Below are 25,716 nucleotides of genomic sequence, written 5' to 3'. Positions count from 1 at the left end.
GCTATTGGCATAGACTGAAGCAGGGCATCGAGTTATTACGGTAAGGCGCGGCTATTTGAATTGCCGATGCATCTCGCCGGCTTCCTGGGAGTATCAGTCGATGCGATTGGCCCCATGGCCCGACACTAAGTCTGTCGAGTCGATTCAAGCCGCGTGGGATGATGGCGCGTATGTCGTCTGCCGCGGCAAGCGGCGAAGGGACGATGACACGCGCGAACCCGTTCTGATCGTATGCCCGGCGCGGAATCAGTTGAATCGTGAGGTGGTGGCTCGCCTCGCGCACGAATACGCGCTTGCCGACAAGCTCGACTGTCCCGCCGCGGCGCGCCCTCTGCAACTGTTGGACGAGCAGGGGCAGACAATGCTGGTGCTCGAAGACACCGGTGACGAACCGCTCGAAACGCTTGGTGTTCCCACGACACCGGTCGAATTTCTGCGCCTTGCCGTGACCATCGCGAACGCATTGGGCAAAGTCCATGCAAGGGGGATCGTCCACCGCGATATCAATCCACGACATATTTTGCTGAACAGGGCGAACGGCGCGGTGCGCTTCACGGGCTTCGGCATCGCATCGGTGGTTCAGCGCGAACGGCAACTGCCGGTGCCTCCGGAATTCATCGCGGGAACGCTCGCTTATATGGCGCCCGAGCAGACGGGGCGAATGAACCGGTCGATCGATTCACGCAGCGATCTCTATGCGCTGGGCGTGGTCTTCTACTGGTTGTTGACGGGGCAGTTGCCGTTCAGTGCAACCGATCCGATGGAACTCGTGCATTGCCATATCGCGCGGCAGCCTCCTTCTCCGGCCGATCTCGTGCCGTCGCTCGCGCAGCCGATTTCGGCAATCGTCATGAAGCTGCTGGCCAAGACGGCCGAAGATCGCTATCAAACGGCAGTCGGCATTGTCCACGATCTGCGGCGTTGCCTTGCGCATTGGGAAACACACGGGCAGATTGCGAGCTTCGCGCTTGCGCAATTCGACATGCCCGATCAGTTGCTGATACCGGAAACGCTCTATGGCCGCAGTGCGGAAGTCGCCGCGCTCCTTGCCGCCTTCGAGCGTGTGTCGAAAGAAGCGCGCAGCGAACTCGTGCTCGTTGCCGGTTACTCGGGCGTCGGGAAATCCGCGGTCGTTAATGAATTGCACAAAGCGCTCGTGCCCAGAAGAGGCCTTTTCCTCGCCGGAAAATTCGATCAGTTTGCCCGTGATATTCCTTACGCGTCGCTCGCCATGGCGTTTCGCTCGGGCGTTCGATTGCTGCTCGGTGAGAGTGAAAACGAGCTTGCGGTGTGGCGCGACGAATTTCGACGCGCATTGGGCCCGAACGGTCAATTGATCGTCGATCTGGTGCCCGAACTGGCCATGATCATCGGCGAGCAATTACCCGTGCCGCTACTGGCCGCGCAGGACGCACGAAGGCGCTTCCATCTCGTCTTTCGCCGTTTCATATCCGTGTTCGCTCGCCCCGAGCACCCACTCACGATCTTTATCGACGATCTGCAATGGCTGGACATTGCGACACTCGATTTCCTCGAAGACATGGTCGTTCAAGGCGACACTGAGCACCTGCTTGTGGTGGGCGCATACCGGAACAACGAGGTGGGTGCGGAGCATCCGCTCACGCAAAAGATGGACGCCATCCGCGCCTCTGGCGCGCTCGTGCGCGAAATCGTGCTCGCGCCGCTCGCGAATCTGCACCTCGAACAACTCGTATGTGATGCCTTGCATTGCCCGACCACACGCGCCGTGCCGCTCGCCCGTCTGCTGCACAAAAAGACCGGTGGCAATCCTTTTTTCACGCTCCAGTTCCTTTCGGCGCTTGCGGATGAGGGCTTGCTGACGTTCGATCACGTTGCCAGCCGATGGTCATGGGACCTCCATCAGATTCACGCCAAAGGCTACACGGAAAACGTCGTCGCGCTAATGCTGGACAAGCTGGGCCGGCTGCCCGAGCGTACGCAGATCGCACTCAAGCAGTTTGCCTGTATCGGCAATGCCGCGAACGTCGCGCTGTTGGAGACGATTTGCGAGTTGCCGGAAGAGGCGATACGCGAAGCGCTTGCGCCCGCGGTGCAGGCTGGACTGGTCCTTTGCACCGGCGGTGCGTATCGCTTTCTTCACGACAGGGTGCAGGAAGCCGCGTACACGCTCATAGACGAGTCGGCGCGAACGTCCATGCATTTGCGCATCGGCAGGCGACTGCTCGACAATACGCTGCCCGCTAATCGCGAAGACGCAATTTTTGAAATCGTCAGCCAGTTCAATCGCGCCACGCAGCAACTCAAGGGGCGCGCGGAACGCGAGCAGGTGGCGCAGCTCAATCTCATGGCGGCGCAGCGCGCAAAGGCCGCGACGGCGTTTAATTCCGCGCTTGCCTATCTTGGCGTCTGCCGTGCGCTGTTGACGGACGCCGACTGGATCACTAACTATGATCTGCTTTTCTCCATTGAATATCTGCTTGCAGAGTGCGAACTGCTGAGCACGAAAATGCACGCGGCACAAGCGCGGCTTTCCGAACTCGTGCGGCGTGCGAGAACCCGGCATCACGCCGCGATGGTGACGCGATTGCGCATCACGCTCTATACGACGCTGGACCAGAGCGAGCGCAGCGTCGAAATCTGTCTGCAATATCTGCGCGAAGGCGGAACGGAGTGGTCGCCCCATCCGGACGAAAAGGCGGTCCGGCGCGAATTCGAGCGTATCGCCGCGCTGCTTGGCGAGCGAGAGATCGAGGACCTGATTGATTTGCCGTTGCTCGACGATCCCGAAGTGCAGGATACGCTCGACGTGTTGACGGAAATCGTGACGCCGGCGTTCTTCACCGATCAGCATCTCTGCGCGCTCGTGCTGTGCAGGATGGTCAACCTGAGCCTGGAGTACGGCAATAGCGACGCATCCTGCTATGCCTACGTGTGGCTCGCGACCTATGCGGGTCCGGTTTTCGATCAATACGAGGCCGGTTATCGCTTCGGCTGCCTTGGCCTCGATCTGGTGGAGAAAAAGCACCTCGCGAAGTACAGAGCCCGTACCTATACCTCGTTCGGCAATATCGTGGTGCCCTGGGCGCGTCACGTCCTCGAAGGACGCGAGCCGATACGGCGAGCGCTCGAAATGGCGAACGAAAGCGGAGACCTGACTTATACGCTCTATATCCTTTGCGATCTGATGCAGAACCTCGTTTCGGTCGGGGACAACCTCGATGACGTGCAGCGCGAAGTCGACAGGGCAGTGGCGATTTCCGAACGCGTCCGCTTTCAGCTCGTGACTGACATGCTCGTTACGTATCGGGGTCTCGTCAGAACCCTGCGCGGCGAGACTGAACGCCTTGGCTCATTCAATGACGCGCAATTCGACGAGGCGGAGTTCGAAAGCCACTTGCGCAGTTCCCCGACCCTGGCGCTCCCTGCGTTCGACTACTGGACGCGCAAATTGCAGGCGAGATTTATCGCCGATGAATTTGCCGAGGCGATCGAAGCGGAACGGAACGCCAAAAACTTGTTGTGGGTCGCGACCTCGCAGTTCGAAACGGCTGAGTTTCACTTCTACGGCGCGCTCAGTCACGCGGCCTGCTGGAACGAAGCGGGCATGTCGGACCGGCAGGCGCATGTCGATTCGATCCGTGGTCATTTGGCGCATCTCGAGAAATGGGCGTCGCATTGCCCGCAGAATTTCGAAAACCGCGCGGCGCTCGCGGGCGCGGAAATGGCGCGCATTCGCGCGGACATTGCGCAAGCGGAGCAGCTATACGATCTCGCGATCCGCTCTGCGCGCGAGAACGGCTTCGTCCATAACGAGGCGGTGGCGTGTCAGGCGGCCGCGCGCTTCTACGCTACGCGCGGGCTCGTGGAAATTGCCGACATGTACCTGAGGAACGCGCGGCAAGCGTTCGCGCGCTGGGGCGCGAAAGGCAAGGTTCGGCAACTCGACGCCTTGAATCCGCAAATCGAGCAACCCAGGCAGCCATACTCCGTGGTCAGCAGCATGGAAACGTCTGTCGAGCACCTCGATCTCGCCACGGTCATCAGGGTCTCGAAAGCGATTTCGAGCGAGATCGTGCTCGACAATCTGATCGAGACCGTGATGCGCACGGCCATCGAACATGCGGGCGCGGATCGCGGACTGTTGATCGTCGTAGGCGAGGCCACCTTTCACATCGAGGCCGAAGCAACGACGGGTGACGGGATGATTGCGGTCGGTCTGGATAAATCGACCGTGGAGAGCGGGAGCCTGCCCGTATCGATATTTCAATATGTGACCAGGACGCGCGAGAACGTCATCATTCACGACGCGTACGCCCGGCACGACTTTTCTTCGGATCGATATTTTCTTGAGCACCATACGCACTCGGTGGCGTGCATGCCTTTGCTGCACCAGGGCAAACCGATTGCGTTGCTCTACCTTGAAAATAAGCTTGCCCCCGGCGTGTTTACCGCAAGCCGGGTGGCTGTGTTGAAGTTGCTGGCTTCACAGGCTGCGATTTCGTTCGAGAATTCCCGCCTGTATCGCGATCTCGCGGAGCGCGAGGCGAGAATTCGCCGTCTTGTCGATGCGAATATCGTGGGTGTCTTCATCTGGGATTTCATCGGCCCGATTTACGAAGCCAACGACGCGTTTCTGCGCATGATCGGTTACAGCAAGGACGATCTTGCCGCCGGGCTCGTAGACTGCACGCGGATTACGCCCGACGAGTGGCACGAGCAGGACCTGGTGGCCATTGCCGAATTGAAAAAGAGGGGCGTGCTGCAGCCGATTGAAAAGGAGTATATCCGCGCCGACGGAAGCCGCGTCGCGGTGCTGCTCGGTGCCGCGCTGTTCAGCAGTTCGCCGGAGCAGGTCGTGGCGTTCGTCGTCGACCTCACGGAGCGCAAACGCGCCGAGGCGGACGCGAGGAGCCATGAGCAGCGCTCCCACGAAATCGAAATGGAACTGACTCACGCGAACCGTGTTGCTTCTCTCGGGCATCTCACCGCTTCGATTAGCCATGAGATCACGCAGCCTATCGCGTCGGCGGTGTTCAATGCCCAGGCGGCCACGCACTGGCTGGACGCCAGCCCGCCCAATCTGGGCGAGGTGCGCGCGGCGATCGCGCGGGTCGTGAAGAACGGCACGCGCGCGAATGACGTGATTCGACGCATAAGAGCGCTCGTCAAAAAGCAGTTGGCGAAGCAAGAGCCATTTATGGTCAACGATGCGATTCGCGAGGTCATTTTGCTAACGCGCGGCGAAGCGTCGAAGCACCATGTCTCGTTGCGCGAACACCTCGACGCGGATTTGCCGACGGTGGAGGGTGACCGCGTCCAGTTTCAACAGGTCGTCATGAATCTGATCATCAACGCGGTCGAGGCAATGAGCGATTGCGCCGACGGCATGCGGCAACTGACGATCGCAACGCATGCGAGCGACGCAAACGGCGTACGGATAACGGTAAGCGACACGGGACCTGGCATCAACGAAGCGGACGCCGAACGGCTGTTCGAACCGTTCTTCACCACGAAGGCTTCCGGCATGGGGATGGGCCTGTCGATATGCCGATCGATCGTCGAGGCGCACGGAGGCACGTTGCAGGTTCACGCGAACGTGCCAACAGGCGCCGTATTCGAGTTCGAGTTGCCGGGCGCCGATTATGGAGCACCGTGAGGCCTCGGGTAATGCCGGTGAACTAATTGCGGCTGGAGGTCTTGCCGGCAACGAGGCCGTTATCGACTGGCATGCCCGCAACGGTATCGCCCCACGGCGCCATGGCTTCGAATACACCGTCGCGCCTGATCAGCGCATGCAAAAGCGCGGCAGCGATATGAGCAACGATCAGGAAGAAAAACAGCAGCGCGAGAAGCTTGTGCGAGTTCCAGAATAGCGTGTGCAATGCGTCGCTGTGCGGCGCGATGGCGGGCAAGCGCACGCCCGCAACCACTACCGGATAGCCCCCCGCCGAGAGCATGCTCCAGCCAAGCAGCGGCAACGCGATCATCAGAAGATAGAAGGCAAGATGCGAAAGATGCGCGGCGAGTTTCATGACGGGCGGCATTTCGGCGGGCAACGGCGGCGCGCCTTTGACAAGTCTTACCGCGAGGCGAATCAACGCGAGCACGAGTATCAATATGCCGAGCGGCTTGTGGATGGCAAGCAGCGTGAGATGATCGGGGCGAATAGTGGACACCATACCCACGCCGATGAACAACATGGCGAGAATGGCAAGCGCCATGAGCCAGTGGAGAAGGCGCTGTAGAGGCGAGAAGCGTTGGCCGGTCGGGTTCATTGTGCGACTCCTGCCGCAGCGGTATGGGGATAATCGCTGGCTTCAGCGGTTCTTCTGTTAAACGATACGGAATAGGCAGCCGAGCGCGCCGCAGGGAACGGATCGTCCGAAACATGCATGCCAGGGGGAAGCACCGTTGGGTCGAAGTTGAGATCGCGGCACGGGCCATCGGCTTCCGGCTCGATCGCCTGCACGACCAGGGTGCCCGCTGAAATCTTGCGGCGATCGTCGGGCCATGCCTTGCTCGGGTCGGCGCTCGGGTCCCCTGGGTTGGCGACGGTGACGATCATCGTCCATCGTTGCGGCGCGTTGGCTACGCGCTGGACGATATCCGCGTCGAGAAAATTGGGCCCGCGCTGTTTCAACTCATCGGCAGAAAGCAGTTCAGGCTTCGCGGAAGGCACGAAAGACCAGCGCACCGTGCTGTCCTGCCCAGCCGTGTTGGTAAAGACAAAGCTGTCGAGGCTGTTGAACTGCTCCTCGGCAAACGAGGACGTCATCGGCGTTTTCGTGAGCCACGCACCGAAAGCGGGGAACTCCGGGTGAGCCGCAATAAACTGCTTCATCGCGTCGGGGTCGTCCTTCTTTCCCAACGCCTGCAGCAACGCATAGAACGCCTCGGGCGTCGACACCGCGAAGAACGGCGCATCGATCATGGCCGAGCGCCACTCGCTGCCGTCGGGCGCGACGACGCGTAGGCCAAGTCCGCGCACGCGAACCGCCGCATCCGCCGCCTTGGGATCGGGGGAGCCGAGATTGAAACGCCCGGTAACGGGATAGGTGCCGGCAACGAACATGGGCGCCTTCGAAACGGACGCCGCCGCGCCGCTCGATTCGAATACACCCGTGAAGCAAATTCCCTTGGCGTGATTTCGCCGGAATCCGGGCGCAGCTCCATCGGGCGGCGCGAGCGCGTCGATGAGTTTGGCGGGCGTCAGCCGGCCGGGAGAAAGCCAGCCTGCCGTGAAGCAAAACGCGATGACAATCACCACAACGGCAAGCACGATGATGACGACCGAACGTGTCTGTGAGCGCGCGGTATTCGGCTTGGTATCCATCTGGCCCTCCCGATCGACAAACCGCTGGATGGTGATTGCTGCTCGCAGATTATGCGCTTCCTCGAAACTGCGCCGCTCCCAGTGTGCCCGCGCAAAGCGTGCGGAAAGGAAAATCGGCAAATTTCCGTTCATCCCCGAAATCCATCGTACGTTTTCGAAAGAACCTCGATGACAGGCGGCGTAGCATCAGCGCGGATACATCTGGATTTCGTTTCGCCAAACCATGGAGGTGCCACGATGAAGATTCAAAACGTCATGACCGGATGTCTTGCACTGCTCTTTTCGTCGATGGTTTTTGCACAGAACGCGGTCGAGTCGTCGGGTATGGTGGGAGCCGAGGCGAATGGCGACACTGTGCAGAAGGCATCGAGCAAGTCATCCGCGCGCGAGGCGAATCGCCAGTTCGCACGCACCGTGCAGCGCGCGATCTATAAGGATCGCGCCCTTGGCGAAGCGGATATCATCGTTTTTGCCAATGCGGGAACGGGCCGTGTGGTTCTCGTCGGGCTGATCAACGATCCGACCCAGGAACGAACCGCGGTCGACGCAGCGCGCCAGGTTGCGGGGGTCACGGGAGTCACGAGCAAGCTCAGTCTGCACGAGGAAGGCAATTGACGAGCGTATGCGCCTTTGCGCGTCATTGACGTCGAATCTGGTTCGAATCGCCCTTGGCTGCGCGTGGCGGCCTTGGGCTTTTCGAACCAGTTCGTTTTGCTGGGCCTATTTGTTCATGCTGTCCAGTTTCTTCAGCAAGGCATGAGCGCCTGGTCCAGAAGATGCCGGATTTTGCCCCGTGATGAGCAACCCGGCTTCGAGAACGTACGGTTGCCAGTCCGCGACGCTCGAATAATTGCCGCCCTTGGCCTTGAGTTCGTCTTCCACGAGAAATGGCACGACGTGTGTCAAGCCAACCGCGGCTTCCTCGGAATTGGAAAAGCCTGTCACGGGCTTGCCCTTGACCATCGGTTGGCCATCCGCGCCTTTTACGTGACGCAGCACACCGGGCGCATGACATACGAGCGCGACGGGCTTTCCTGCGCCTATCGTGCGCTCGATGAGCGAAATCGAATCCGGATCTTCGGCGAGATCCCACATCGGTCCGTGGCCGCCGGGGTAGAAAACGGCGTCGAACGTGTCGTGGGCAATATCCTTCAGTATCGCGGTGCTTGCGAGCGCCGCTTTAGCACTGGCGTCGGCCTCGAAGCGGCGGGTCATGTCGGTCTGGTTCGCGGGTTCGTTGCTTTTGGGATCGAGCGGCGCCGCGCCGCCCTTGGGCGACGCCAGCGTGAGTTCCACATTCGCGTCCTTGAACACGTAGTACGGTGCGGCCAGCTCCTCCAGCCAGAAGCCCGTCTTGCGGCCCGTATTGCCCAGTTGATCGTGCGACGTCAGGACTACCAGAATCTTCATGACTTTCTCCTTGCCCGGCGATGGGCGCTGAGGGGATATCGAGGAGGTGTCATTGTTACTTAGGATCGCCTGGCGTTGCTTCCGGAAAACAAGGCGTTATTTCGCTTTTGCACTGAAGACGTCAAACATTGGCAAGCGCGCTGGCGATAGGATCCTTGCCGCCCGCGAAGCCGATGACCTTGTGCGACAGGCCCGCCTTGAGCGCTTCGATGACGACCTCGGCAACGTCTTCGCGCGCCACCGGGGCGTGCGAACCGGCCACGCCCGACACGATCTGGATCGTTCCGACGCCAGGCTCCACGCTCAACTGGCCGGGCCGCAATACGACGTAATCGAGGGTGCTGGCAATCACGTAGTCGTCGGACGCCTGCTTCATTTCCGCATAGTGGCGCAGCGCATCCGGCGCGCGCGTGGGATCGAACGCCAGCAACGCGCTGATGACGAGAAAGCGATTCACGCCTCGCTGCTTTGCGTAGTCCGCCGCGTGAATGACGGCGTCGCGGTCGATCTGACGCTCCTGGTCCGCGCCTTCGGTTTCGGCGGAACCGGCGGCATAAACAACGGCGTCTATCCCCTCGAAAGCGTGCGAGAAGTCGCTGGCAAGGTCCGCGATCGCTGTTTCGGCGCCGAGGCGGTGGAATTCGTCGGCTTTTGCAGCGTTGCGTATCAGTGCCCGAAAAGGGATGGCTGCAGCGTGCAGCTTTTGCGCGACCGGCCGGCCGGTGCGACCGCTCGCGCCGATTAGCAAGACCTTCATGACGCTCTCCTGGGGTTCATGGTCAGTTTCCGCAGTCTAGTCCGATCCGCATTTCGCTGTTCAGCGGGCGTTGCGACGTTATCGATCCGCATGGCTTGCCGATTCAAACTGTTCAAAGGGGGTGTTGCGCCAACTGCTTTAGATTCCAGGGGACAGCCCACACTTTCCGCAGTCTCAGGCTGGAGAGCCAACATGACGTTGCGACGTTCCATCGTGGCCGTGAGCGTGACGCTGGCATGCGCCGCAGGACCGGTTCGAGCCTATTCCGTGACTAGCTATGAGGCGCTCGGTGCGAGCCGGGTCGAGGCGTGTTCCACGGCCAAAAAAAACGCAGAAGCTGACACGGATGAGCGAGCCCACGGGCGACTGGAGAGCGTCGGCGGCTGTCAATGCAGCCATGAGAGCGACCCGAAGGAGTCGGGGCAATGGCGATGTCTCGTCGAAGCGATCCGCAGCAAATAGGTCATGTCGCCGGAAAATCGGCACATCAATCGATACCCGCAAGGAGGTAGCGCATGTCAACCGATGCAACGTGCACGTTCACCCATGCGGCGGGAGATGGGACCAACAATCTCGAATGGTGGCCGCATCGGCTTCGGCTGGATCTACTGAGCCAGCACTCGAGCAGATCGAACCCATTGGGACCCGAATTCAATTACGCCGCGGCCTTTGGGAAACTCGACTTCGCTGCGCTGAAAAAAGACCTCGCTGCGCTCATGACCGACTCGCAGGAGTGGTGGCCCGCCGATTTCGGCCACTATGGACCGTTCTTCATTCGCATGGCGTGGCACGGCGCCGGCACGTACCGCACGGGTGACGGGCGCGGCGGCGCAGGGCGCGGCCAGCAGCGTTTCGCGCCGATCAATAGCTGGCCGGACAACGCGAACCTCGACAAGGCGCGACGTCTGCTTTGGCCGATCAAGCAGAAATATGGACAGAATATTTCCTGGGCCGATCTGCTGATCCTCACCGGCAACGTCGCGCTCGAAACCATGGGCTTCAAGACGTTCGGCTATGGCGCCGGCCGCGTGGATACGTGGGAGCCCGACGACGAAGTTTATTGGGGAAGCGAGAAGACCTGGCTCGGTGGGGATCTGCGCTACGGTAAGGGCGCCGCCCCTCGGGACGACAGCAAAGACGGCACAGTCGTGGCCGATGTGGCGATTCACGGCGAGGAAGCAACCCGCACCGCGAGCGGGCGGCATCTGGAAGAGCCCCTTGCCGCCGTGCAGATGGGGCTGATCTACGTGAACCCAGAGAGACCGGAGGGAAACCCCGACCCGGTGGCCGCGGCGCACGACGTGCGCGAGACGTTTGCGCGCATGGCGATGGACGACGAAGAAACGGTCGCGCTGATCGCAGGCGGCCACGCGTTCGGAAAGACCCACGGGGCTGCGCCGGCCAGCCATGTCGGTCCCGAACCGGAGGCGGCGAGTCTCGAGCAGCTGGGCCTCGGCTGGAAGAACAGCTTCGGAACCGGCAACGCTGCCGACACGATCACGAGCGGTCTCGAAGTCACGTGGACGAACACGCCGACGCAATGGGGCATGGGCTTCTTGATGAACCTGTTCGGCTTCGAATGGGAACTGACGAAGAGCCCGGCTGGCGCGCATCAATGGGTCGCGAAGAACGCGAGCGCAACGATTCCCCACGCGCATGACCCGTCGAAGAAGCTGTTGCCGACCTTGCTGACTACAGACCTTTCACTGCGTTTCGATCCGGCCTACGAGAAAATTTCGCGCCGCTTCATGGAGAATCCCGATCAATTCGCGGATGCGTTCGCGCGGGCCTGGTTCAAGCTCACGCATCGCGATATGGGGCCGCGCGCGCGCTATCTCGGACCGGAGGTGCCGGCCGAAGAACTGATCTGGCAGGACCCGATTCCGGCTGTCGATCACGAACTCGTCGACGAAAGCGACGTCGCCGCGCTCAAGCAAAAGATAGCGGACTCTGGACTAACTGTTGCACAACTGGTTTCGACGGCCTGGGCATCTGCGTCGGTATTCCGTGGCTCGGACAAGCGCGGCGGCGCCAATGGTGCGCGTATACGGCTCGCGCCGCAAAATGACTGGGCCGCGAATCAACCCGCACAGCTCGCGCAAGTGCTGGAATCGCTCGAAGCCATCCAGCGCGAGTTCAATTCCGCGCGGTCCGATGGCAAGAAAATATCGTTGGCAGACCTGATCGTGCTGGCTGGCGGCGTGGGTATCGAAAGGGCGGCGAAAGACGCGGGCCGCGACGTGACCGTGCCGTTCGCGCCGGGCCGCATGGACGCTTCGCAGGAACAGACCGATGTGCACGCGTTCGCAGCGCTCGAGCCGTTCGCCGACGGGTTCCGCAACTTCCTGAAGGGACCATGCAGCGTGCCCGCCGAGCACCTGCTGATCGACAAGGCGCAGTTGCTCACGCTGAGCGCGCCGGAGATGACCGTGCTGGTGGGCGGTCTGCGCGTGCTGAACGTGCATGCGGGAGAGGAGGCACACGGTGTGTTCACCGAAAGGCCGCAGACGCTGACCCACGACTTCTTCCGCAATCTGCTCGACATGCGCACGGAATGGACGTCACGTTCGCCGACGCAAGATGTCTTCGAAGGACGGGATCGCAAGACAGGCGAGCTGAAATGGACGGGCACGCGCGTCGATCTCGTTTTCGGTTCGAACGCGCAATTGCGTGCGCTATGCGAAGTCTACGCAAGCGATGACGGACAGGAAAAGTTCGCGCGCGATTTTGTGTCCGCGTGGGTGAAGGTCATGAACCTCGACCGGTTCGATCTGGCGTGATCCGCCGCGAGACGCCGGGCCTCGCCGTGCGAAGCGCGGATCATGCCGTTTTTCGGATCGTCATGGTGGCCGCGAGGCCCGGATTGTTGTCGGCGAATACCAGCGCGCCTTGATGGAGCGTCGCGACGGCCTTGACGAGCGCGAGCCCGAGCCCGACGCCTGGCGTGCCTCTGCTGCGATCGCCGCGATAGAAGCGTTCGGTGACTTTGGAGCGCTCGGCGACGGGAATGCCGGGACCGTCGTCGGTCACCGTAATCTCGATCGAGTCCGTGGATTCGCCGAGTGAAACCGCCACCTCACCGCTTTCCTGCGCGAACTTGATGGCGTTATCGATGAGATTCCCGATTGCTTGCGCCATCAACAGGGGATCGACGACCGCCATCACCTTGCCTTGCTTGTGCAAACGGAGCGTGAGCGAAATGCCACGCAACTCCGCGACGGGCTGATAGAACTCGACCGCATCGGAAACGATGGCGGTGAGATCGGCCTCGACAAACCCCGCGCGACGCACGCCGGCGTCGATCTCGGCGAGGCGCAGCAGCGCATTGAAGATGCCGATGACGCGGTCGACGTCGGCGACCGCAACTTCGAGCTGATTCAATGTGTCCTCGTCGCCTTTCTTTTTCAGTCCGAGCATCAGGATTTCGAGCCGGGAGCGCAGTTCGGCAAGCGGTGTGCGCAGATCATGCGCGATGGCATTCGAGACGTGCTTGACCGCGTCGAGCACTTCGAGCAAGGCATCCTGCGCGCGAATGCGTGTCTTGATCTCTTCTTCGAGCCGCACGTTTTGCTCCTGCTGCGTGCGTTGCAGCGCGCGAAGCTTGAGATGAGTCTGCACGCGCACCGCGACTTCTTCCATCTGCAAGGGCTTGGTGACGAAGTCCATCGCGCCCACGCGAAATCCGTTGATCTTGTCCTCGGTCTGCGACAACGACGTCATGAAGATGACGGGAATATCGCGTGTTACCGGATTGTCCTTGAGCGCGCGGCAGGTTTGAAATCCGTCGAGCCCCGGCATGATCACATCGAGCAAGATGAGATCGGGCTTGACGATTTCGGCGCGGCGCAACGCCTCCTGGCCGTCACGCGCCACGGCTGCGCGCAGGCCTTCGGCTTCGAGCGTTTCGACGACGAGACCCAGATTCGCCGCGGTGTCGTCCACGACGAGCACCACGGGAGCGTCATCGCGCTTTATTTCTCCCATTGTTCTTTCCCTTCACTGTTGAGATACCGTTCAATCAAGGAAAGCAATGCCTGCGATTCATAGGTCATCGCGAGTTGCCGCAAACGCGCGGCGAACGGTTCGTATCGCTGGCTCAATGCCACGAGGTGATCGGCGTGCTGGTGGATGTCGCGCATGGAGCCCAGCAGTGCGTAGCGGTGCAACTGCGCGAGTTCGCTTTGGGGCGGCACGACGATCGGTTGTCCGTGTTGTTCCGGGTGGGCCGCCTTGTCGGATTGCGACGCGCCTTGCTGGAGTGTTATGCCGAGCAAACCGGCGATCGACTGCAGCAGCAGGTCGAGATCGATCGGCTTGTCGAGGAACAGACTCGCGCCAGCCTCGATATTGGCCCGTGCATTCTGCTCGGATGCGTCGGCCGAGACGACGATCACGGGCATTGCCGCGAAATCAACTGACCTGCGCAGGCTGCGCAGCACTTCAATGCCGCCCATCACGGGCATGACGGTGTCGAGGATCATCAGATCCGGTTGGTTCGATGCGATCTTTTCGAGCGCGTCGCGTCCGTCCGCGCTTTCGATCACTTCGAAGCCCGTGCGCTCCAGCACGTCAGCGAGCAAACGCCGGTTGGCCGCAACGTCGTCGACGAGGAGAATGCGCCGTCCCGTGCCGTCGAGCGTGCCTCGCTCGAGGTTCGTCGCGTGTGCATCGAATTCCGACGTGGAAGCGGGCGCGGCGAGTTCGAACCAGAACGTGCTGCCTTCTCCCACGGTGCTTCTCACATAGATTTCGCCGCCCATCATGCGCACGAGTTGCCGGCTGATCGCGAGACCGAGCCCCGCGCCGCCCGTGCGCCGCATATGATCGCCTGCCTGCTCGAACGGTTGAAAGATTGCCTCCAGCCGATCGGCGCTGATGCCCACGCCGGTATCGTGCACATCGAATCTCAGCCGTCCTGCTTCGCCGGGCCTCACGGAAAGCCGGATTTCGCCGCGATCGGTGAATTTGACGGCATTGGCAAGCAAATTGAGCAGCACCTGCCGCAGCCGGCGTTCGTCCACGCACACCACGGCGGGCAAGTCCAGCGCCGGCACATAGTTGAGCACGAGGTTCTTCTGTTGCGCGCGCACGCCGACGATCTCGGCGATCGTTTCGAGAAATGCGCCCAGCGACACCTCCGTGACCTGAAGCTCCAGCTTGCCCGCGCCAAGACGGGTGAAGTCCAGAATATCGTTGATGAGCGTGAGCAGATGGTGACCGCTTTGTTCGATCACACCGACGCCGGCCTGTTGCCGCGCATCGAGCCCAGAGTCGCGCAACAGCATTTGCGCATAGCCCAGAATGCCATTGAGCGGTGTGCGCAGTTCGTGGCTGATATTCGCCAGGAACTGGTCCTTGGCCCGGTTGGCGGATTCAGCGGCTTCCTTTGCAACACGCACCGTTTCTTCGAGCGCTTTGCGTGCCGAAATATCCTGAATGATGGCGATAACGTGACTGGGCTCGCTGGACGTGCCGTGCTGAAGCGCGAGCGAGAGGCTAACCCAGTTCAGTGCATCTTCCGCGTTCACGAGCGGCACTTCTTCCGAGTAGTGCGCGATTTTCCCAGCCGTCAAAAGGCGGAATTTCTCCTCGCTGGCCTCGCGATACGCCGCGTGAACGAGCGCGTGCAGCCGCATATGCTGCAGCGCGTCCCGCTCGCGGCCGACGATTTCACACGCGCGCTGATTGACACGCAAAAAGCGGCCGTCCAGATCGCAGTGCGCGACGCCCACGGCGGCGTTTTCGAACGTGCCTCGAAAGCGTGCTTCGCTGGCACGCAACGCCTGCTCGGTTTGCTTGAGTTGCGTGATGTCCACGATGCTGCCGACGAAGCGCACCGGCTTGCCGCTCGCATCGTGCCGCGCCGTGCCGCGAACCAACACCCAGCGATCCGTACCGTCGCGATGCCGCAGCCGGTTCTCGATTTCGAATATGCCGTGACTGTCCGCGAGAAACGTCTCCATGGCGCGGTCGGTGCTCGCGCGATGGTCGGGATGCAGAACGCCCATATACGCTTCATAGTCGAGGCGCGCCTGAGGCGTCCCAAAGCCGAGCCATTCGTAGATATTCGAAAAGCGTGCAAAGCCTCGCTTGTAGTCGCCCTCAGGCATATCGATTTCCCACACGCCCACATTCGACCCGTACATCGCCATTTCGAGCCGTGCATTCGTCTCGCGCAGAATTTCGGCTTCCTCGGCGCGGCGCTTTTGCGTCACGTCGCGAAACACGATGACGACGCCGATCGTTTCGCCGCGTTCGTCGGTCATGGGCGTGCCGGTGCTTTCGACCGGTATTTCGCTGCCGCTGGGCGTAAGCAGAATGGCGCGCGCGGGCAGCCCGCTCTCGCGGTCGTTGCGAAGGACCGCCGCCATCGGGTCCGCAATGGGTGCACGCGTGAGTTCGTCGAGCAAGCGGAACACGCCTGCTAGGGACCGCCCGGCGGCTTCGTCGCGTCGCCAGCCGATCAGCGCCTCGCCTGCGGGGTTCACGAAGGTCACGAGGCCTGCGGCGTCGGTTGCGATCACGCCGTCGCCGATGCTCGAAAGGGTGACGGCGTAGCGCTGCTCGCTTTCCCGCAAGCGCCGTTCGGCGCGGTACTTGTAGAGCGCCATCTCCACGACGGTGCGCAGCTGAATGTCGTCGAACGGCTTGAGCACGTAGCCGAACGGCTCTGCCTGAGTAGCGCGTTGAACGGTTTCGTCGTCGGCGTAGGCGGTGAGAAAAACAATCGGCACGTCGCACAGTTCACGGATCCGGCGCGCCGCATCGATGCCGTCGAGCTTGCCTTCGAGCCTCACATCCATGAGCACCAGTTCGGGCATGAGGCCGTTCTGCGCCTGCGAAACGAGCGCAACCGCTTCCTCGCCGCTCACCGCGCTGCCGACCACGCGGTAGCCGCTGCGGCTCAATTGTTGCGCGATATCTCGCGCGACAATCCGGTCATCCTCGACGATCAAGATTCGTGCGGTCATGGCGAGTGTCGATCAGGGTTCGGCGGCGTCGAAATGAATCGTGAATGTGGTTCCCTGTTGCTGGCTGACGTCCACGCTGCCGCGCAGTTGCAGCACGAGATCGTGCACGAGGCGCAAACCGAGCGTTTCGTCGCGCTCGAAAGAGAATTCCGGCGCGAGCCCCACGCCGTCGTCTGCAACCCGCAACTCGCAGCGATGACCGTCCAGTGCGCGCAAGCCGATGTTCAGCACGCCGCCGCGCCGATCGGGGAAAGCATGCTTGAGCGCATTGGAAACGAGTTCGTTGATGATGAGACCGCACGAGACAGCGCGATTCATGTCGAGCTGGACATCGTCGACGGCGATCTGCATGTCGACGCCCAACCGGCCCATGTCGTAGACACGCGCAAGATGCCCGCACAGCGTTTTCACGTGCACCGTCATGGGAATGCGCGCGAAGTTGCCCGCGCGGTACAGGTTTTCGTGGACCATGGCCATCGAGCGCACGCGATTGCGGCTATCTGCAAACAGCTCCGCGACGGCTTTGTCCTCGACGCGTTCTGCCTGCAGGTTCAGCAGGCTGCTGATGAGTTGCAGATTGTTTTTCACGCGATGATGCACTTCGTGCAGCAGTGCATCCTTTTCCGCGAGCAGCATCTGTTTCTCTTCGAGCGAAGCGTTTTCGAGCGAGATGGCCGCTTGCGAGGCAAGCAGCCTGAGCACGGCCAGCCTTGCAGGCGTGAAGGCGCCAGGCGCAAGTTCATTTTCCAGGTACAGGACGCCTATCAGCTTCGACTGCTTGACGAGCGGGAGAGAGAGAACCGATCGCGAGCGGTTGGCGACGAAATATTCATCGGCATAGAAGGCTTCGTCTGACGAAGCATCGTCGATCAGCACTTGGCGGCGCGTCCGTATGCTTTCGTGGAGCACCGCTTCGGCCAATTCCTGCGGCGAGACCGGCTTGCGCTCGATGCTCACATCCGTGCCTTGACGCGTCGCCACGGCCACGGCTTCGATCCACAGCTTTTCCTCGCGCGGTAAAACGAGCAGGGCGCGCCGCGCACCGGCGTGTTCGAGCATGATGGTCATCAGCGTATGGATCAGGCGGCCGGGAACGAGTTCGGCCGAAATCGCCTGCGATGCCTTCATGACGGTGTCGACATCGATGCGGCCTGCTACGGTATCCGGAGCCGGTCCGTATGCCGCCTGCTCGCGAAGCAGCTCGGGATAGCGCCTGTCGAGTTCCTTTACCCTTGCAATCGCTCCCCATCGCAGCCAGCCGAGTCGTGCATTGCGCAGATACATGGCGGCAATGCTCGCGAAGCCGCGCTCCAGATAGAACATTGCGGCAATGTCCTGTGCGAGGGCTTCGTTGTGGACGAAACCGTATTCACGCGCGAGCCGGATGGCCTCTTCATAGCAACCCATCGCTTCGAAATCGCGGCCGGCGAGGCGGGCGATTTCGCCTCGCACCAGCGCCGTACGGCTACCGAAATTACTCGGGCAATGCCTGGCCCACAGTTCGAGCTGATGGTGATGTGCCGTGAGTTTCTCCAGGTTCTCCGCTTGCTCGTCGCCTGGTGCTTCGGCGTGCCAGCGTGCGCGCGTGAGCGCGGCGAAGAACTGGAATTCGGCCATTTCGAAGTGCCCGGAGGACGTCCATAGCAACGGTGCGGCCTTGTTGCCAGCGTCCATCGCACTTCTGATGTCGCCCGCCAGATAACGCGCCTGCTGTTTGCGTATCCAGTACCAGCAGGCGGCGATCGCGAGGCTCGGGTCGCTTTCGAGGCGCCGTTCGAACGCATCGTCGCAGAAGGGGCCGTGTTCGTCGAGCGTATCGGCCGTGCCGGCGCGCAGCGAACGGATCAAGGCCAGTTGCGCCGTGATGATATCGACGATCAGCCCGAACTTCGCCGCCTGGACAATCTGCAAACGCCGTATCGCCTCCTGTTCCACTTCGCCGAGCGACTCTCCGGCCGCGAGCAGCGTCGTGACCGTGCAGCAGCTGCTAAAGCCGATATAGGTGAGGTCGCCGGCTTCGCTCGCGGCTTCGAACGCGAGGCGCAACAGCGGAATGCCTGTGCGGATCGGCTTGGTCCACGGCGTGACGTGATAGGCGAAACACATGTATACGCGCGCCTTGAATCTGTCGAGCCCGCGCTTGTCGACGAGCGCGAGGCCGAGCTGGCCAAAGCGATAGCCGGCGTCGTAATCGTCGAATAACGGTCCCGCAACCATGCCGAGATAGGCGTAGCCGAGCGACGAGGCGTCGCTGTTGCCATGCGCTAGGCTCAAATTCGCCATTCGGCAAAGCACGAGGCAGACGAGATTTTCGTCACTGAAGAATGCTGGCGGCAATACCGCTGTGAGCACGTTCATCGTCGCCGTCATTTCCGTGTCGCCGAGCAACGGAAGATCCACGAGCGCTTCGATCGGCGCGTTGGCAATGCCATCGAGAAGCCGGTCGTATTCCTCGCGCGCCGCGCTGCGACCGGGATGTGCAACCCAGTCGATACCGACATGCTGCAAGTAACTCAAGCAGGTTTCGACAGCCACGTTGACCTGATCGAGCGCGGTATAGAGCGTGATGCGCAGGAATGTAATGGCGGCGCGGTCACATAAGGTGCGCGCGCGCTGATCGAGCATCGAGAGACGCTCTTTGCTGCTTTCCGTGGCGCCGGTCAGGAATTCGCATTCGGCGCGCTGCGTTTCCAGCAGAAACTTTCGCGCGTAGTGGTGATCCCATTCGTCCTCGCCAAGCAGTTCGCTGCCAACGGAAAGGTAAGCGAGGGCCGAACCGTATGCCGATGAGGCGCGAGCACGTCGCCCCGCCTCGAGGTTGAAATCGACGACCCGTTCGCGCTCCTGCGAGGTATCGATGAGCGTAAGAACGCGGTTGTACTGGTTGACGATCTCGAAGACGTCACGCTCTTCGTCGGTCGGCGCCTGCGCGGCGAGAATACGGCCAATGCGCAAATGGGCGCGGGCGCGGTCGTCTTCGCGAATCAGATCGTAGGTCGCTTCGTGTACGCGGTCATGGACGAAAGCGAAACCATCGCGGCGGCGATAAAGCAAACCCGCTTCCACGCCGCCGGCGAGCGTCGTTTCCACATCGGACTCGGTCATGCCACTGATGTGCGCGAGGAGCGAGGAACTCGCGCGGCCGCCCAGGCAGGCGAACTGCGTGAGCAGTTGCTGGGTTGGCGCCGGCAGCCGTTCGATCTTTTCCACCATGAGATCCACGATGCTTTGCGCGAAGCTGGCGGCGCGCAATCGATCGCTGTCCCAAAGCCATATGCGTCGTTCGCGATCGAACACGAGATGATGTTCGTCGCTCAGGAACTTCAGGAACTGCACGACATAAAACGGGTTGCCGCCCGTACGTTCGAAGACCAGCTTGCTCAAGTCGCGCAATTCGGCGCGCGTGGTTTTGAGCGCGTCGCCGATCAGCCGCGAAACATCGTCGAATTGCAGCGGCGCGAGCATGATTTCATCGACGTGCGTGCCGGTTTGCCGGATGGAATCGATCGACTGTCTCAGCGGATGCGTGAAGCCGACTTCGTTGTCCCGATACGCGCCGACGAGGAGCACATTTCGCACGTCGGACTGGCATAGTCGTTCGAGCAAGGCGAGCGTGCCGGCGTCGCTCCACTGCAGGTCGTCGAGAAACAGCACGAGCGGCCGTCCTTCATGCGGAAACGCACCGATGAAGCGCGTAAATACAGCGAGAAAGCGCGTGCGTGCATCCTGGGGCGGAAGCTCCTGTACCGGCGCCTGCGGACCGATGATCTGTTCGAGTTCGGGAATCAGGCTCGTCATGAGCACGCCGTTTGCGCCGAGCGCTTCGACGAGGCGCGCGCGCAAGCCTTCGCGCGCGGAGGGACTGCCGTCGATCACCTGCCGGATCAGGTCCTGGAACGCTTGCGCAAGCGTGGCGTAGGGAATATCGCGCTTGTAGCGCTCGAACGTGCCTGATGCGAACCACCCTCGCGAGCTGGATGCCGATGTCGCGCGCAGGCTGTTGACGAGCGTGGATTTACCGATTCCCGAATAGCCGGAAACGAGCGCAAGCACGATTTCCTTATGTCGAACCACACGGCTCAGTGCGGCTTCGAGCATTTCGACCTGCTTTTCGCGGCCATACAACCGAAACGGATATTGCAATTGGTCGGGCGAATCGGCCGCGCCCAGTTCGAACGATTCGATGTGGCCTGATTGGCGCCAGGCGTCGAGGCAGCATCGCAGGTCGTGCGCAAGTCCCTCTGCAGTCTGATAACGCTGGGCGGCGTCCTTGGCCAGCAAGCGCGCAATGATGTTGCTGACCGGGTCGGGCACGGCAGTGCCTATGCACTCGGAAACCGGTATGGGCATTTGCGCGGTGTGGCAATGCAGCCATTCCGAAGGCGAGCTGGCGCGATAGGGCAATTGACCCGTGAGCATTTCGTAGAGGACGACGCCCAGCGAATAAAGATCGGCGCGCGAGTCGGACCAGCGGTTCATCAGGCCCGTGCGTTCAGGCGAAAGGTAGGCGAGCGCTTCGGTCGCGAGTGCCGGCAGATTGCGGACGGGTCGCTCGCGCGGTTCCGATGCCACGAGGCCAAGACCGGTGAGGGCGACTTCTTGCGTTTGCTCGTCGAGAAGGATATTGCCCGGCCTGATGTCGTTGTGCGTGAGCCCCCGGGAGTGCAGTGTGCAGAGCGCCGCTGCGAGACTCGTCGCGACAGTGAGAAACCGTTCGAGCGGAAATGGGCCTTTGAGCGTGGTGCGCAACGGGATGCCGCCTGGATCTTCCAGCACGAGCGTGACGTTGCCATGGTCTTGCAGGAGCGAATGCGGCATGGCAACACGCGCGTCCTGGAGCGCGGCGCGCATCCGGTAGGCGCGTTCGAGACGTTCCTGGCTTTCGGGCAGTGGCCGGTAAGCGGACAACGTAACGGTCAGCCAGCTCTGGCTTTCCCCATGGCTGCGCAGGCGCGACAGGACGAACTGGCCGTCGTCGCTCAAGTTCGTTCGATCGTAGTCCGTCAGCCTCATGGTTGCGCCCTCGCGAGAGACGCCTCGATTCAAGGATTGGCCGTTAGCATGTAACCCGCATTGCGGACCGTCCGGAGCATGGACTGCTCAAACCCGGTGTCGATCTTCTGACGCAGCTTGCTCACGTGCACGTCGATGACGTTGGTTTGCGGATCGAAGTGGTATTCCCAGATGTTTTCGAGCAGCATCGTGCGCGTCACGACCTGTTCGGCATGGCGCATCAAGTATTCGAGCAGCTTGAACTCGCGAGGCTTGAGGACGAGCGCCTTGCCGTCGCGTGTGACCTTGCGCGAGAGAAGGTCCATGCATAGTTCCCCGACTTTCAGGGTCGTATCATAGTGATTGTCCTGGCTGCGCCGCGCCAACGCCTCCAGCCGCGCGAGGACTTCGCCGAAGGAAAACGGTTTCACGACGTAATCGTCGCCGCCCGCCTTCAGGCCGCGAATGCGTTCGTCCACTTCGTCGAGTGCGCTCAGGATCAGCACCGGCACCTTGTTGCCCGATGCGCGCAGCGCCGAAACGATGCCAAGCCCGTCGATTCCGCCCGGAAGCATGCGGTCGAGAATAATGGCATCGTAAGCTTCCCCGATGGCGAGCGCCATGCCATCGCGGCCATTGTCCGCCCAGTCGACGACATGGCCGGTTTCCTGCAAGCCCTTCTTCAGGAAGCCTGCCACCTGCTGATTGTCTTCGACCAGGAGAATTTTCATGTCTATCACTCGCGGTCAGTACAACGAGCGCGAGACGTGCGCTGTCACACAGACCACTGAAGCACGCCGGCCAGGCGCGCCCAGGATCCTGCCGCTTCGACCATTTATTATCGCGCGGACCACGCGGGCGGGGCTTCAACGGCAGATTAAATTTTTTTAACGTGGCGCTCGCCCTCGACCGAACGGGCGCCGTTACTAACACGGGCGAAAGTTGAGATGTCGCCTTAATTAAGGTTAACGTTTCGGTCACCTTCTGCATAGCTGCACCGGCCTAACATGGCAGCGTGATTTCTTCCGTTTAGCGCCATGAGCAAGGTCGTCCCTATGTGCCAGGCAGAGGAAGCGGCGGGCGCGCCTTCAGAATGGAGCGCGTCTGGCGTTCAACATGCTTTCGATATCCTAACGATTGATGGCGAGACGCGCGGGCTCTCGCTTGCTAAAGCGAATCCCCGCCATGAGGCAAGCCGCGAGAACGCAGTATTCGATTCGGTATTTGAATTCGGACGGTTCACATTCATGCCCGCGCGTCGGCTGCTGCTCGATGGCGAATCGCGCGTGCGGATTGGAAGCCGTGCCCTCGAGCTGCTGGCGGTGCTGGTGGAACGTGCCGGGGAAGTCGTGACGAGGCACGAGTTGATGGCGCGCGCCTGGCCGAGGTCCGTTGTGGATGAGGGCAACCTCAAGGTTCAAATCGCTGCCTTGCGCAAGGCGCTCGGCGAAACGAGCCGCGGTGAACGCTATCTGGCGACGGTCGTGGGGCAGGGTTACCGGTTTGTGGCGCCCGTCAGGTCGAGGACGCCGCTTGCGGAAAACGCGCGCCACCGAGACCGCCCGGCTGCTGCGCACAACGTGCCCGCGGGCCTCATGCGGCTGGTCGGCCGCACCGCCGACACCGTCGCCATTCTCGCGCGCCTGCCGTGCACACGCATCATGACGGTCACGGGCGCGGGCGGCGTCGGCAAGACAAGCGTCGCGCTGGCAGTCGCTCGAACGATCGTTGAAACGTCCCAGTACGACGTATGGTGCGTCGACCTTTCCGCACTTTCGGACCCGCGCTGCGTGTCGTGCGCGATCGCGACCACGGTTGGCTTGAACACGCGTTCAGGCGGTATCGCTTCGGCGCTCGCGACATACTTTTGCTCGCGCAGCCGCCCGCAGTGGCTCGTGCTCGACAACTGCGAACACGTCGTCGAAGCGGCGTCGGCCATTGCTGAGTGCCTGCTTTCGGCGGTGCCGCGCATGCGGATTCTTGCCACGAGCCGCGAACCGCTTCGTGCGACTGGGGAAAACGTGTACAAGCTCGCGCCGCTCGGGACGCCGGCCGCAACAGCGGGACTCAGCGCGCGCGAAGCGCTCCGGTACCCGGCAATCCAGCTCTTCGCAGAGCGCGCGGCGGCCCGATGTAGCGACTTCGCGCTGTGTGACGACAACGCGCCTGTGGTCGCCGAAATCTGCCGCCGGCTCGATGGCATTCCGCTGGCGATCGGACTGGCGGCGGCGCGTCTCGATGCATTTTGCATCCGCGAACTTTTGGCCCAACTGGACGACCGGTTCACCGCGCCCGGAAGCGGCCAGCGTACGGGAGCGCCGCGGCACAGGAGCTTGCTGGCAACGCTCGACTGGAGCTATCAATTGCTGAATGAAGTCGAGCGTCTCGTCTTGCGCCGCCTCGGCGTGTTCGCTGACGCGTTTTGCCTCGATTCGGCCATGACTATTGCGGCCGACGGGGAAACGCGGGCGGCTCGAATCCGCGACGCGCTGTCGAGCCTGGTTGAGAAGTCGTGGGTGACGGTTGAAAAGGACGGCGACACCGTGCGCTACCGGCTATTGGAGACGACGCGGCACTACGCACGCCGAAAGCTTGCCGAGGCGGGCGAGCTTGGCCTCGTAGGCCGCCGAGGGTAGTTGGGGCAAAAATGAATGTGCTGCTTGCGGTAGACAATGTTCGCGTCGCGCGCCAGCTCGAGGCTGGGTTGCTCAAGGCGGGCCATTGCGTGGAATTCGCCGAAACCGGGCGCAAGCGCATCTTCCTCGCGGCAATTGAAACCTACGATGCGATCATTTGGAACCGGAACCTGCCCGGCAGGATCGCCGGAATCGGTGTTGTCTCGACGTTGCGCAGTTCAAGTAGCGAGATACCGATTCTTCTTATCAGCGAGCCCGCCGCCGCAAGCGAGCGCGAACGCGATCAAATCGACGGTAGGGCCGATCGCGATGACGATCCAGCCCAGTTTGCGGAATTGCTCGCGTGGCTGGATGTATTGATCGGGCCTCCACGTGGCTGGTCGCCTGATGCCGGGCAACGCTATGAGAGTTTGCGCTCCGGGAATCGGGAGAGAATACGCGCGCAGACGCGGCTGGAGGAGACCGAATCCATGCTTGCTCAAGTGCAAAGACTGAGCGAGACGGAAAGCTGGTGGTGGAATATTGAAACCGGCGAGATCAGCCCGGCGCTGAAAGCCGGAGCAATGTTCAGAATCCTCGCGGAAGGGTCGCCAAAACAAACGATAAGCGGCCTGCTCGACGCCATGCATTCAGACGACAGGGCACGTGTTTCCGCAGTGATTTCAGCGGCGATAGAGGAACGTCAGGATTTTGACGTGCAATTCAGAATCGTTGACGAGGATGCTGTTCGACACTTTCGCACGGTCGGCGAGCGGCGAAGAAACGAAAGCGGAGACCCGTACTACCTATGCAGCAGCATGGACGTGACCGGGCGAGAACGGCGCAAGGAGGCGTTGCGCCGCGCCGAAGCGGAGATCGCGCATCTGGCCCGCGTGCATGCGCTCGGAAAGTTTACGTCGTCTATCGTGCATGAAGTGAATCAGCCGCTTTCCGCGATCGTGACCTACGGTACCGCCGCATTGCACTGGCTGCACCGCGATCACCCGGATGTCGATGAGGCGAGTATCGCAATGAATAGAATCATCCGCGACGCAACGCGCGCCCGGGACGTCGTTACGCGCATTCGCCGGCTGTCGAAGAACGGACTGCCGCAGAAGTCCCGGTTTTCGATTGCGGAGATTATCGAAGAGACGTTGACGTTGCTCGCTCGCGACCTTCACACGAGACACATAACGATCGAATACGCCGTCTCGCATGCACTACCCGAGGTCTCCGGCGATCGCGTGCAGATCCAGCAAGTCCTCATCAATCTCATTCTGAACGCCATCGAGGCGCTCGAAGCGGTTCATTCGCAGATTCGGGCGATCACCGTTTTGGCAGAAACGGTGAATGCCGGTCAATTGCGCGTGGTCGTGCGTGACAACGGGCCGGGCGTCGCTCACGATGCCAGGGAGCGCCTGTTCGAACCATTCTTTTCGACCAAGGACGAGGGGCTTGGCATGGGTCTTTCGATCTGCCGCTCGATCATTCAGGCGCACAACGGCGCGCTGGCCCTGTTGTCGACTGAGGAACCCGGCGCGGCATTCGAATTCGTGCTGCCTGTCACGCAAACCGCTTGAATGAGGGGGTGTATGGCCCGCTCCGTTTTCGCGAGCCGCCGTCCTCGGGCGCTTGCGCATTTTCCCGTGCGATTTG

13 protein-coding genes are annotated in these 25,716 nt (G+C 61.6%); 5 read left to right on the top strand and 8 right to left on the bottom strand.

The genetic code is table 11. The annotated features are described in order from the left end of the window. Nucleotides 1–100 precede the first annotated feature (100 nt). Nucleotides 101–5,638 carry a trifunctional serine/threonine-protein kinase/ATP-binding protein/sensor histidine kinase gene (locus E1N52_RS02385; protein ID WP_133179844.1) on the top strand — a complete coding sequence of 1,846 codons (5,538 nt, stop codon included), beginning with the start codon at nucleotides 101–103 and terminating at the stop codon, nucleotides 5,636–5,638. A gap of 22 nt (nucleotides 5,639–5,660) precedes the next feature. Here E1N52_RS02385 and E1N52_RS02380 read toward each other — a convergent pair whose 3' ends face one another. Next, nucleotides 5,661–6,257 carry a cytochrome b gene (locus E1N52_RS02380; RefSeq protein ID WP_133179842.1) on the bottom strand — a complete coding sequence of 199 codons (597 nt, stop codon included), beginning with the start codon at nucleotides 6,255–6,257 and terminating at the stop codon, nucleotides 5,661–5,663. After that, nucleotides 6,254–7,315 (bottom strand): catalase family peroxidase, encoded by a 1,062-nt coding sequence (locus E1N52_RS02375; RefSeq protein ID WP_133180517.1) that lies wholly within the window; start codon nucleotides 7,313–7,315, stop codon nucleotides 6,254–6,256. Before E1N52_RS02375 ends, E1N52_RS02380 begins: the two co-directional genes overlap by 4 nt. Before the next feature lie 237 nt (nucleotides 7,316–7,552). Between E1N52_RS02375 and E1N52_RS02370 the strand changes: the two genes are divergently transcribed. Continuing rightward, the gene (locus tag E1N52_RS02370) at nucleotides 7,553–7,930 is read left to right on the top strand and encodes a BON domain-containing protein (protein ID WP_165979317.1); all 378 of its coding nucleotides are present in this window, start codon (nucleotides 7,553–7,555) and stop codon (nucleotides 7,928–7,930) included. Between the two features lie 105 nt (nucleotides 7,931–8,035). Here the strand turns inward: E1N52_RS02370 and E1N52_RS02365 are convergent, their stop codons facing one another. Both E1N52_RS02365 and E1N52_RS02360 read right to left on the bottom strand, forming a co-directional pair. Further along, nucleotides 8,036–8,725 (bottom strand): type 1 glutamine amidotransferase domain-containing protein, encoded by a 690-nt coding sequence (locus E1N52_RS02365; RefSeq protein WP_133179839.1) that lies wholly within the window; start codon nucleotides 8,723–8,725, stop codon nucleotides 8,036–8,038. 121 nt (nucleotides 8,726–8,846) lie between these two features. After that, on the bottom strand, nucleotides 8,847–9,482 hold the full coding sequence (locus E1N52_RS02360; protein ID WP_133179837.1) for an SDR family oxidoreductase: 636 nt from the start codon (nucleotides 9,480–9,482) through the stop codon (nucleotides 8,847–8,849). A gap of 515 nt (nucleotides 9,483–9,997) precedes the next feature. On the opposite strand from E1N52_RS02360, the gene katG reads away from it, so the two are divergent. Continuing rightward, a complete protein-coding gene (katG, locus tag E1N52_RS02355; RefSeq protein ID WP_133179836.1) occupies nucleotides 9,998–12,262 on the top strand; it encodes a catalase/peroxidase HPI in 2,265 nt (754 codons plus the stop codon). Nucleotides 12,263–12,302: 40 nt separating this feature from the next. Here katG and E1N52_RS02350 read toward each other — a convergent pair whose 3' ends face one another. The 4 genes from E1N52_RS02350 to E1N52_RS02335 are packed head-to-tail and all read right to left on the bottom strand — an operon-like array spanning nucleotide 12,303 to nucleotide 22,176. Next, a complete protein-coding gene (locus E1N52_RS02350; protein WP_133179834.1) occupies nucleotides 12,303–13,466 on the bottom strand; it encodes a hybrid sensor histidine kinase/response regulator in 1,164 nt (387 codons plus the stop codon). Then, nucleotides 13,454–16,453 (bottom strand): PAS domain S-box protein, encoded by a 3,000-nt coding sequence (locus E1N52_RS02345; RefSeq protein ID WP_133179832.1) that lies wholly within the window; start codon nucleotides 16,451–16,453, stop codon nucleotides 13,454–13,456. Before E1N52_RS02345 ends, E1N52_RS02350 begins: the two co-directional genes overlap by 13 nt. Nucleotides 16,454–16,465: 12 nt before the next feature. After that, nucleotides 16,466–21,466, bottom strand: a complete 5,001-nt coding sequence (locus E1N52_RS02340; protein ID WP_133179830.1) for an AAA family ATPase — start codon at nucleotides 21,464–21,466, stop codon at nucleotides 16,466–16,468. 29 nt (nucleotides 21,467–21,495) lie between these two features. Next, a complete protein-coding gene (locus tag E1N52_RS02335) occupies nucleotides 21,496–22,176 on the bottom strand; it encodes a response regulator transcription factor (protein ID WP_133179828.1) in 681 nt (226 codons plus the stop codon). A gap of 516 nt (nucleotides 22,177–22,692) precedes the next feature. On the opposite strand from E1N52_RS02335, the gene E1N52_RS02330 reads away from it, so the two are divergent. Further along, nucleotides 22,693–24,081 carry an ATP-binding protein gene (locus E1N52_RS02330; RefSeq protein WP_165979316.1) on the top strand — a complete coding sequence of 463 codons (1,389 nt, stop codon included), beginning with the start codon at nucleotides 22,693–22,695 and terminating at the stop codon, nucleotides 24,079–24,081. An 11-nt stretch (nucleotides 24,082–24,092) separates the two neighbouring features. After that, complete coding sequence (locus E1N52_RS02325) at nucleotides 24,093–25,640, top strand: hybrid sensor histidine kinase/response regulator (protein WP_133179824.1); 1,548 nt, start codon at nucleotides 24,093–24,095, stop codon at nucleotides 25,638–25,640. Nucleotides 25,641–25,716: the final 76 nt, after the last annotated feature.

It is taken from the genome of Paraburkholderia guartelaensis (assembly GCF_004353905.1).
GTDB lineage: Bacteria > Pseudomonadota > Gammaproteobacteria > Burkholderiales > Burkholderiaceae > Paraburkholderia > Paraburkholderia guartelaensis.
The sequence above is the reverse complement of the archived record's forward strand: the minus strand, read 5'-3'. Positions and strand labels throughout refer to the sequence as shown.

What these genes read in the sequence shown, in the direction of transcription:
- E1N52_RS02380 (WP_133179842.1), bottom strand. Translation starts at nt 6,257, where the DNA reads ATGAACCCGACCGGCCAACGCTTCTCGCCTCTACAGCGCCTTCTCCAC.
- E1N52_RS02385 (WP_133179844.1), top strand. Translation starts at nt 101, where the DNA reads ATGCGATTGGCCCCATGGCCCGACACTAAGTCTGTCGAGTCGATTCAA.
- E1N52_RS02325 (WP_133179824.1), top strand. Translation starts at nt 24,093, where the DNA reads ATGAATGTGCTGCTTGCGGTAGACAATGTTCGCGTCGCGCGCCAGCTC.
- E1N52_RS02365 (WP_133179839.1), bottom strand. Translation starts at nt 8,725, where the DNA reads ATGAAGATTCTGGTAGTCCTGACGTCGCACGATCAACTGGGCAATACG.
- E1N52_RS02350 (WP_133179834.1), bottom strand. Translation starts at nt 13,466, where the DNA reads ATGGGAGAAATAAAGCGCGATGACGCTCCCGTGGTGCTCGTCGTGGAC.
- E1N52_RS02340 (WP_133179830.1), bottom strand. Translation starts at nt 21,466, where the DNA reads ATGAGGCTGACGGACTACGATCGAACGAACTTGAGCGACGACGGCCAG.
- E1N52_RS02370 (WP_165979317.1), top strand. Translation starts at nt 7,553, where the DNA reads ATGAAGATTCAAAACGTCATGACCGGATGTCTTGCACTGCTCTTTTCG.
- katG (WP_133179836.1), top strand. Translation starts at nt 9,998, where the DNA reads ATGTCAACCGATGCAACGTGCACGTTCACCCATGCGGCGGGAGATGGG.
- E1N52_RS02335 (WP_133179828.1), bottom strand. Translation starts at nt 22,176, where the DNA reads ATGAAAATTCTCCTGGTCGAAGACAATCAGCAGGTGGCAGGCTTCCTG.
- E1N52_RS02330 (WP_165979316.1), top strand. Translation starts at nt 22,693, where the DNA reads ATGCCCGCGCGTCGGCTGCTGCTCGATGGCGAATCGCGCGTGCGGATT.
- E1N52_RS02345 (WP_133179832.1), bottom strand. Translation starts at nt 16,453, where the DNA reads ATGACCGCACGAATCTTGATCGTCGAGGATGACCGGATTGTCGCGCGA.
- E1N52_RS02375 (WP_133180517.1), bottom strand. Translation starts at nt 7,315, where the DNA reads ATGGATACCAAGCCGAATACCGCGCGCTCACAGACACGTTCGGTCGTC.
- E1N52_RS02360 (WP_133179837.1), bottom strand. Translation starts at nt 9,482, where the DNA reads ATGAAGGTCTTGCTAATCGGCGCGAGCGGTCGCACCGGCCGGCCGGTC.